The organism is Streptomyces sp. ISL-12 (genome assembly GCF_018614415.1).
Lineage (GTDB): Bacteria > Actinomycetota > Actinomycetes > Streptomycetales > Streptomycetaceae > Streptomyces.
In genome coordinates, this window is the sequence record NZ_JAGGOO010000160.1 from 1 (window position 1) to 9,681 (window position 9,681).

Consider the following 9,681-nt stretch of genomic DNA (forward strand, 5'->3'; position numbering starts at 1 on the left):
GCTCACCGTCGCCGGCGACGGCGGCCAGACCCGCTCCCTGTGCTACGTCGACGACACCGTGGACGGCGTCCTCGCCCTCGCCGCGTCCCGGGAGACCGGGCCGGTGAACATCGGCGGCAGCGACGAGATCACCATGCTGGAACTGGCCCGCCGCATCGTCGACCTCACCGGTTCCGGCTCCCGCATCCGCTTCGTCGAACGCCCCGTCGACGACCCCGGGCGCCGCCGCCCCGACACCACGCTGGCCCGCGAACGGCTCGGCTGGCGCCCCCGCACCGACTGGAACGAGGGCCTGGAACGCACCATCGGCTGGTTCGCGCACGCCGTCGCGGCCTGAACCACCGGCACGGTGACAGAGGGTGGTTTTGCCCTCTCTTTCCGGAGTTGAGCTGTTTCCAAGTGTTTGAGACAGCTGTCCCGCGGCACCCGCGACCCGGAAGCGACACAGGACGGAGTACACCTCATGCGCATCCTCGGTATCAACGCTCTGTTCCACGACCCCGCCGCCGCCCTCGTCGTGGACGGCAGGACCGTCGCGGCCGCCGAGGAAGAGCGCTTCAGCCGCCGCAAGCACGGCAAGCGGCCGGTGCCGTTCTCCGCCTGGGAGGTGCCGGAACTCTCGGCCCGCTGGTGCCTGGAGCACGCGGGCGTGCGGCCCGGGGAACTGGACGCCGTCGCGTACTCCTTCGACCCCAAGCTCGCCCGGCCCGCCCGGGACATGGGCCTGGACGACCCCTGGGACCCGCTGCGCCTGGAGTACGCCCGCCGCGCCCCGCGGTTCCTCGCCGACGCGCTGCCCGGACTCGACCCCGACCAGGTCGTCTTCGTCCCGCACCACGTCGCCCACGCCGCCTCCGCCGGACCGGCCTCCCCGCACCCCGACAACGACGTCCTCGTCCTCGACGGACGCGGCGAGTGCGCCTCCCACCTGGCCGGCCGCTACCGCGACGGCAAGCTCGACACCCTCGCCACCCAGGCCCTGCCGCACTCGCTCGGCCTGGTCTACGAGGAACTGACCGAGCACCTCGGCTTCCTGCGCAGCAGCGACGAGTTCAAGGTCATGGCCCTCGCCTCCTACGGCAAGCCCCGCTTCGCCGACCGGATCCGCGAGCACGTCCACGCCACCGGCGACGGCGGTTTCCGCGCCCACGGCGTCGACTGGGCCGCCCTCGCCCCGGCCCGTCCCGGGGACCAGGAGTGGACCCAGGTCCACGCCGACCTCGCCGCCAGCGCCCAGGCCGTCCTGGAGGAGACCCTCCTCGACCTCGTCCACTGGCTGCACCGCGAGGCCGGCGGCGACTCCCTGACCATGGCCGGCGGCGTCGCCCTGAACTGCGTCGCCAACACGCGCATCGCCCGCGAGGGCCCGTACCGGCACGTCTGGGTCCAGCCCGCCGCCGGCGACGCCGGTACCGCCCTCGGCGGCGCCCTGCACGTCGCCGCCGCCCAGGAGGGCGCCGCCCCCGAGCCGATGCCCGGCGCCGACCTCGGGCGCGGCTGGAGCGACGACGAGATCCGCGCCTGGCTGGAGACGGCCGCGATCCCCTACGAGGAACCCGACGACATCGCCGAGACGGTCGCCGGGGAACTGGCCCGGGACGGCGTCGTCGCCTGGTTCCAGGGCCGCAGCGAGTACGGTCCGCGCGCCCTCGGACACCGCTCCCTGATGGCCCACCCGGGCCGCGCGGAGAACCTGGAGCGCCTCAACGCCGTCAAGGGCCGCGAGGAGTTCCGGCCGGTCGCGCCCATGGTGCTGGCCGACCGCGCCGCCGAGATCTTCTCCGGCGGCCCGGTCCCCAGCCCGTACATGCTCTTCGTGCACGACGTCGCCGCCGCCTGGCGGGACCGCGTCCCGGCCGTCGTCCACGTCGACGGCACCGCCCGCATCCAGACCGTCGAGGAGCGCCGCGAGCCGCTCGTCGCGCGGATGCTCCACGCCTTCGAACGGCGCACGGGACTGCCGGTCGTCGTCAACACCAGCCTCAACACCGCCGGCCGGCCCATGGTCGACGACCCGCGCGACGCCCTGGAGTGCTTCGGCTCCGCGCCGGTGGACCTCCTCGCCATCGGACCGTTCGCCGTCCGCCGGGGGAGGGCCTTCGCATGACCGGACACCCCGAGGGCCACCCCGGCTACTCCGTGGTGATCCCCACCCTCGCCCGGGCGACGCTGGCCGACTGCCTGGCCGCGCTCGCCGCCGCGACCGGACCGAAGCCGGACGAGATCGTCCTCGTCGACGACCGGCCCGCGCCGGACGCCGACGCCGAGCCAGGCGCGCTGGAACACCCGCTGACCGTCCTCGGCGACCTGCGCGAGCGCACCGTCGTGCTGCGCGGCGGCGGACGCGGACCGGCCGCCGCCCGCAACACCGGCCTGCGCGCGGTCACCACCGAGTGGACCGCGTTCCTCGACGACGACGTCCAGGTCGGCCCCCACTGGTGCGACCAGCTCGTCCAGGATCTCGCCGGGGCCGCCCCCGACACCGGCGCCGTCCAGGGCGTCATCGCCGTACCGCTGCCCGGCGAACGCCGCCCCACCGACTGGGAGCGCGGCACCGCGGGCCTCGCCACGGCCCGCTGGATCACCGCCGACATGGCCTACCGCACCCAGGTGCTCAAGGAGGTCGACGGCTTCGACGAACGCTTCACCCGCGCCTTCCGCGAGGACGCCGACCTCGCGCTGCGCGTCCTCGACTCCGGCTGGCGCATCCGGCAGGGCCGGCGCACCACCCGGCACCCGGTGCGGCCCGCCTCCCGCTGGGTGTCGCTGAAACAGCAGCGCGGCAACGCCGACGACGCGCTGATGCGGCACCTGCACGGCCCCGACTGGTGGGACAAGGCGGTCGCGCCCCGGGGCCGGATCCGCCGCCACATGGCCATCACCGCCGCGGGCGCCGCCGCCCTCCTCCTCGCCGCAGCCGGCCGCCCCCGGGCCGCCGCCGTCGCCGGGCTGGGCTGGGCCGCCGGCACCGCCGAGTTCGCCTGGGCCCGCCTCGCGCCCGGTCCGCGCACCCGCGACGAGGTGACGACCATGCTCGTGACCAGCGCGCTCATCCCGCCGGCCGCCACCTGGCACCGGATCGGCGGAGAGCTGCGGCACCGGTCCGCCCCCGCCTGGCGGGAGGTGGCCGCATGAGCACCGCCGAGACCGCCGCCGGCGCCGTCAAGGCCGTCCTGTTCGACCGCGACGGCACCCTGGTCCACGATGTCCCCTACAACGGCGACCCCGAGCGGGTCCGCCCGGTCGACGGCGCCCGCGAGGCGCTGGACCTGCTGCGCGCGCACGGCATCCGCACCGGCGTCGTCACCAACCAGTCCGGCGTCGCCCGCGGCCTGCTCACCGACGCCGACGTACGCCGCGTCAACCGGCGGATCGACGACCTGCTCGGCCCGTTCGACGTGTGGGCGGTCTGCCCGCACGGCCCGGACGACGGCTGCCACTGCCGCAAGCCGCGGCCCGGCATGATCCTCTGGGCGGCCGGCCGGATCTGCGCCGGCCCCGCCGAGGCCGTGGTCATCGGCGACATCGGCGCCGACGTCGAGGCCGCGCGCCGGGCCGGCGCCCACGGCATCCTCGTCCCCAACGCGGTGACCCGCCCCGAGGAGACGGCCGCCGCGGCCCATGTGGCGCCGGACCTGCTGACCGCCGTACGCGCGGTGCTCGACGGCCCGCCGAAGGGCCGGGTCCTGGCCGACGAACGCCCCATCGAGAACGCCTACGCCATCGGCGGCCCGGCCGCCCCGGCGGACGCGGCGGTGTGGCGGGCCCCGGCCGCCGCCTCCGGCACGGGGCCGGTCCAGGTCCCCGGTACCCGGCGGCCCGCGCCCGGGGGCTGTGCCACGGGCGGCGGTACCGGCGCCCCCCGCCCCGGCGGGGAGCCCCGGTCCGACTCCGGCACCGACTCCGACACCGACACCGACACCGGCACCGGCACCGGCACCGGCACCGACTCCGACTCCGGCACCGACTCCGGCACCGGCACCGGCACCGGCACCGGCACCGACTCCGGCATCGACACCGGCACCGGCACCGGCACCGACTCCGGCACCGACACCGACTCCGGCACCGGCGGGGCGCCGCGCGGTCGGGCCGTCGGCGATACCTCAGGGAGGCCGCGATGAGGGCGCTCGTCACGCGGCTGGACAGCTTCGGCGACGTGCTGCTCGCCGGGCCCGCCGTCCGGGCCGTCGCCGCCCGCGCCGACCACGTCACCCTGCTGTGCGGCACCCGCGGCGCCCCCGCCGCGCGGCTGCTGCCCGGCGTGGACGAGGTGCTGGTGTGGGACGCGCCCTGGGGCGGGTTCGAGCCGCCCGCCGTGGACCGCGCCGACCTCGACGCCCTCACCGCCCGGATCGACGCCGACACCGGCCTCATCCTGACCTCCTTCCACCAGTCCCCGCTGCCCACCGCCCTGGTGCTGCGCCTGGCCGGCGTCCGCCGCCTGGCCGCGGACAGCGTGGACTACCCCGGCTCCCTGCTCGACGTGCGCCACCAGCGCGCCCCGCACGCCCACGAGGCCGAAGCGGCCCTCGACCTGGCGGAGGCGGCCGGGTTCCCGCGCCCCGGCGACGGCCGGCTGCGCGTGCACGAGCCGCCCTCCGTCGCCGGCCTGACAGGGCCCGGCCCGTACGTCGTCCTGCACCCCGGCGCCAGCGTCCCCGCCCGTGCCTGGAGCCCCGACCGCGCCGCCGAAGCCGTACGCGAACTCGCCGCCGCCGGACACCGCGTCCTGGTCACCGGCGGCACCGGCGAACGCGACCTCACCGCACACGTGGCGGGGGAGTACGGCACCGACCTCGGCGGCCGCACCGAGGCCCCGGAACTCTCCGGCGTCCTCGCGGGCGCGGACGTCGTCGTCACCGGCAACACCGCCCCCGCCCACCTCGCCGCCGCCGTCGGCACCCCCGTCGTCTCCCTGTTCGCCCCGGTCGTCCCGGCCGAACGCTGGCGGCCGTACGGAGTGCCGTACGTCCTCCTCGGCGACCAGGACGCGCCCTGCGCCGACAGCCGTGCCCGCCAGTGCCCCGTACCGGGCCATCCCTGTCTGAACACCGTCACTGCCACGGACGTGGCGGCCGCCGTCGAGAAGCTCGTGGGGGAGACGTCATGAGGATCCTCATCTGGCACGTGCACGGGTCGTGGACCACGGCCTTCGTGCAGGGCCCGCACACCTACGTCGTCCCCGTCACCCCCGACCGCGGCCCCGACGGCCTCGGCCGCGCCCGCACCTGGGACTGGCCGGAGTCGGTGATCGAGGTCCCGCCGGAGAAGCTGCGCGACGAGGAGATCGACCTCGTCGTCCTCCAGCGCCCCCACGAACTCGACCTGGTCGACCGCTGGCTGGGCCGCCGCCCGCCCCTGGTCTACCTGGAGCACAACGCACCGCACGGTTCCCCCGGGGTGCCCGACACCCGCCACCCCGCCGCCGACCTCCCCGGCGTCACCCTCGTCCACGTCACCCACTTCAACCGCCTGATGTGGGACGCGGGCCGCACCGAGACCACCGTCATCGAGCACGGCATCGTCGACCCCGGCCCCCGCTGGACCGGCGAACTGGACCGGGCCGCCGTCGTCGTCAACGAGCCCGTCCGGCGCGGCCGTACCACCGGCACCGACCTGCTGCCCGCCTTCGCCCGCGCCGCCCCCCTCGACGTCTTCGGCATGGGCACGGACGGACTCGCCGCCCACCTCGGCGTCGACCCCGCAGGCTGCCGCACCCAGGACGTCCCGCAGAGCGACCTGCACACCGAACTCGCCCGCCGCCGCGTCTACGTCCACCCCGTCCGCTGGACCTCCCTGGGCCTGTCCCTCCTGGAGGCCATGCACCTGGGCATGCCCGTGGTCGCCCTCGCCACCACCGAGGTGACCGAGGCGGTACCGCCCGGCGCCGGAGTGGTCTCCAACCGCCTCGACGTACTGACCGACGCCGTACGCGACTTCCTCGCCGACCCCGCGCACGCCCGCGCGGTCGGCGAGAAGGCCCGGGCGGCGGCCCTCGCCCGCTACGGGCTGTCCCGCTTCCTGGACGACTGGGAGCGGCTGCTGAAGGAGGTGACCCGATGAGGATCGCCATGGTGTCCGAGCACGCGAGCCCGCTCGCCGCGCTCGGCGGCGTCGACGCCGGGGGACAGAACGTCTACGTGGCCCGGCTCAGCGAGGAACTGGCCCGGCGCGGCCACGACGTCACGGTGTACACCCGCCGCGACTGCCTCGACCTGCCCGACCGGGTGCCGCTGCCCGGCGGCGCGGTCGTCGAACACGTACCCGCCGGACCGGCCGAGCCCCTGCCCAAGGACGACCTGCTGCCGTACATGCCCGCCTTCGGCGCCCACCTGGCCCGGGCCTTCACCCGGGAGCGGCCCGACGTGGTGCACGCTCACTTCTGGATGTCGGGCCTCGCCGCCCAGATCGGCGTACAGCCGCACGGCATCCCCTTCGTGCAGACCTTCCACGCCCTCGGCACCGTCAAGCGGCGCCACCAGGGCCTCAGGGACACCAGCCCCCACGAACGCATCGGCATCGAACGGCAGCTCGGCCGCTCCTGCGCCCGGGTCCTGGCCACCTGCACCGACGAGGTCGTCGAACTGGGCGACATGGGCGTGCCCCCGCGCCAGGTCTCCGTGGTGCCGTGCGGGGTGGACTCCCACCACTTCCGCCCCGGCGCCGACACCGGCCGCGCCCCCGCGCGCCGCCACCGGCACCGGCTGCTGGCCTGCGGCCGGCTCGTCCCCCGCAAGGGCTACGAACTGGCCGTCCGAGCCCTCGCCGACATCCCCGACGCCGAACTCCTCATCGCCGGCGGCCCGCCCGCCGACGACGTCGACACCGACCCCGAGGCCCGGCGCCTGACGAGCGTCGCGCGCCGGACCGGCGTCGCCGACCGGGTACGGCTGCTCGGCGCGGTCGACCCCGAGCACATGCCGACCCTGATCGGCAGCGCCGACCTCGTGCTGTGCACCCCGCACTACGAGCCGTTCGGCATCGTGCCGCTGGAGGCGATGGGCTGCGGTGTGCCCGTGCTCGCCACCGACGTCGGCGGCCACCGCGACTCCGTCGCCGACGGCGTCACCGGCCGGCTCGTCGAACCCGGCAGCCCCCGGGCGATCGCCGACGCCGCCCGCGACCTCCTCGCCGACGAACGGCTGCGCCGCGCCCTGGGCACCGCCGGACGCGAACGCGTCCTCAAGCACTACACATGGCGGCGCGTCGCCGACGGCGCCGAACAGGTCTACCGCCTGACCCTCGCCGACCACGAACTGTCCCAGGAGGTGGCGTGATGACCGTGCACCCGCCCGTCGTCGGGCACTGCGACGAACTCCAGGACGCGCTGGCCGCGTTCCGCGCCTCCGCGCACATCACCCAGCGCTGGGGCGAACAGCTCGCGGCCGTCCTCTCCGGCGGCGGCCGGCTGCTCGCGGCCGGCAACGGCGGCAGCGCCGCGCAGGCCCAGCACCTGACCGCCGAACTCGTCGGCCGCTACCGCGACGACCGGCCGCCGTTCTCCGCGATCGCCCTGCACGCCGACACCTCCTCCACCACCGCCATCGCCAACGACTACGGCGTCGACGAGGTCTTCGCCCGCCAGGTCCGCGCGCACGGCCGCGAGGGCGACGTCCTGATGCTGCTGTCCACCTCCGGCGCCAGCGCCAACCTGCTGTCCGCCGCGGACGCGGGCCGCGCGGCGGGCCTGCGGGTGTGGGCGCTGACCGGCTGCGAACCCAACCCGCTGATGGCGGGCAGCGACGAGTCCCTGTGCGTGGAGGCCGCCACGACGGCGACCGTCCAGGAACTCCACCTGGTCGCCGTGCACATGATCTGCGCGGCCTTCGACGCCGCCCTGGACCAGGGCGCGGGGGACCGGGGCGCGCGGGGAGGGGGCGGCCCCCATGCGTGACAAGACCCCGCTGGTCGTCGTCGGTGACGCGCTGCTCGACCGCGACCTGACCGGCTCCGCCGACCGGCTCGCCCCCGACGCGCCCGTGCCGGTGGTGTCGGAGTGCGCCGAACGCGTCCGGCCGGGCGGCGCCGCGCTCGCCGCCTACCTCGCCGCCCGCGACGGCCGCGACGTCACCCTGATCACCGGCCTGGGCGACGACCCGGCCTCCGGTGAACTGCGGGGACTCCTCGAACCCTGGTTGACCCTGATCCCGCTGCCGCTCGGCGGCACCCTGCCCGAGAAGACCCGCGTGCTGGCCCAGGGCCGCCCCGTCGTCCGCCTCGACCGTGGCGGCGGACGCGCCCGCGCCGCCACCGACGAGGCCCGTGCCGCACTGCGCTCCGCGCACGCGGTACTGGTCTCCGACTACGGCCGCGGCACCGCCGACGCCCTGCGCGAGGAACTCACGGAGCGTCCGCCCCTGGTCTGGGACCCGCACCCGCGCGGCGGCCCGCCCGTGCCCGGCACCCGGCTGGTGACGCCCGCCGAGAAGGAGGCGCACGGTTTCGCCCCCGGCGACGCCCGCCCCGACGGCACCCTGCGCGCCGCCGCGCACATCGCCGCCGATCTGGTCCGCGACTGGAAGGCCGCAGCCGTCGCCGTCACCCTCGGTGCCCGGGGCGCCCTGCTCTCCTACGGCGAGCACCCCCTCCTCGTGCCCGCGCCCGCCACCCACCCCGGCGACTCCTGCGGTGCCGGTGACCGGTTCGCCGCGACGGCCGCCGGTCTGCTGGCCGACGGGACACTGGTCGGCGAGGCCGTGGAGGGCGCGGTGGGCGCCGCGAGCGCGTTCGTCGCCGCGGGCGGCGCGGGCGCCCTGCCGCGGGCCGGCTCCCGGCCGCGCGCCGTTCCGCCCCCCGACACCGACGACCCGCACGCGCTCGCCGCCCGTATCCGCGCCCAGCACGGCACCGTCGTCGCCGCGGGCGGCTGCTTCGACCTGCTGCACGCCGGACACGTCGGCCTCCTCCAGGCCGCCCGCAGGCTCGGCGACTGCCTGGTGGTCTGCGTCAACTCCGACGCCTCCGTCCGCCGCCGCAAGGGCGAGGGCCGCCCCGTCAACCCCCTGGCCGACCGCATCCGCGTGCTGCGCGCCCTGGCCTGCGTGGACGCCGTCGCAGTCTTCGACGAGGACACCCCCGAACGGCTGCTGGGCGACCTGCGCCCCGACGTCTGGGTCAAGGGCGGCGACTACGCCGGCGCGGACCTCCCCGAGGCCGCGCTCCTCGACGAGTGGGGCGGCCAGGCGGTCCTCCTCCCGTACCTCGACGGCCGCTCGTCCACGGCCCTGATGGCCCGGGCTGCGGAGGGCGTGCGATGACCGGCCCCGTCCGAGGTGAGGGACGCCCCGTTCACCCCGCACGGAGCGCCGACGGCCCGGCATGTCCGCCGCCCGCCCCGGCCGGCGCCGATGCCCGGCCGGGCCCCGCCACCGCATCAGCCCCGACGGAACCGCGCACACGGCATCCGCGCACGCCGCGCACGTGCCCCGCCCGGGAGACCGCCTCCGTCACGGAACCTGGCTGCGGTCCCGTCACGGGTCCCGGCCCTGGCTCCGGCGCGGGCGCCGGCTCTGCCACGGGCCTCGGCACTGCCACGGGCCCCGCTCCTGTAGTGGGCGCCGGTTTGGGTTCCGGCATCGCCCTTGTCGTGGGTCTTGGCTTCGGCGCGGGTGCTGGCGCTGCCACGAGCCCCGGCTCTGCCACGGGCCCCGCTCCTGTAGTGGGCGCCGGTTTGGGTTCCGG

General features: G+C 76.6%; 7 protein-coding genes and 2 pseudogenes. All 9 read left to right on the forward strand.

Annotated elements, in window-relative coordinates; translation table 11 throughout:
- Window positions 1–337, forward strand: a pseudogene (locus J7I94_RS34740) (SDR family NAD-dependent epimerase/dehydratase); the annotation flags it as partial.
- A gap of 126 nt (window positions 338–463) precedes the next feature.
- Window positions 464–2,107, forward strand: a complete 1,644-nt coding sequence (locus J7I94_RS34745) for a carbamoyltransferase C-terminal domain-containing protein (protein WP_215173812.1) — start codon at window positions 464–466, stop codon at window positions 2,105–2,107.
- Entirely contained in the window at window positions 2,104–3,135 is a 1,032-nt protein-coding gene (locus J7I94_RS34750) for a glycosyltransferase family 2 protein (RefSeq protein ID WP_215173814.1), read from the forward strand. The genes J7I94_RS34745 and J7I94_RS34750 overlap by 4 nt, the downstream gene beginning before the upstream one ends.
- Window positions 3,132–3,728 (forward strand): annotated as a pseudogene (locus J7I94_RS34755) (D-glycero-alpha-D-manno-heptose-1,7-bisphosphate 7-phosphatase); the annotation flags it as partial. The gene J7I94_RS34750 and the pseudogene J7I94_RS34755, both read left to right, overlap by 4 nt.
- A 389-nt stretch (window positions 3,729–4,117) precedes the next feature.
- Window positions 4,118–5,110 (forward strand): glycosyltransferase family 9 protein, encoded by a 993-nt coding sequence (locus J7I94_RS34760; protein ID WP_215173816.1) that lies wholly within the window; start codon window positions 4,118–4,120, stop codon window positions 5,108–5,110.
- Window positions 5,107–6,063 (forward strand): glycosyltransferase, encoded by a 957-nt coding sequence (locus J7I94_RS34765; protein WP_215173818.1) that lies wholly within the window; start codon window positions 5,107–5,109, stop codon window positions 6,061–6,063. The genes J7I94_RS34760 and J7I94_RS34765 overlap by 4 nt, the downstream gene beginning before the upstream one ends.
- Window positions 6,060–7,277: a glycosyltransferase gene (locus J7I94_RS34770; protein ID WP_215173820.1), complete on the forward strand. Its 1,218-nt coding sequence runs from the start codon at window positions 6,060–6,062 to the stop codon at window positions 7,275–7,277. The genes J7I94_RS34765 and J7I94_RS34770 overlap by 4 nt, the downstream gene beginning before the upstream one ends.
- On the forward strand, window positions 7,277–7,894 hold the full coding sequence (locus J7I94_RS34775; RefSeq protein WP_215173822.1) for an SIS domain-containing protein: 618 nt from the start codon (window positions 7,277–7,279) through the stop codon (window positions 7,892–7,894). Before J7I94_RS34770 ends, J7I94_RS34775 begins: the two co-directional genes overlap by 1 nt.
- A complete protein-coding gene (rfaE2, locus tag J7I94_RS34780; protein WP_215173824.1) occupies window positions 7,887–9,257 on the forward strand; it encodes a D-glycero-beta-D-manno-heptose 1-phosphate adenylyltransferase in 1,371 nt (456 codons plus the stop codon). Before J7I94_RS34775 ends, rfaE2 begins: the two co-directional genes overlap by 8 nt.
- Window positions 9,258–9,681: the final 424 nt, after the last annotated feature.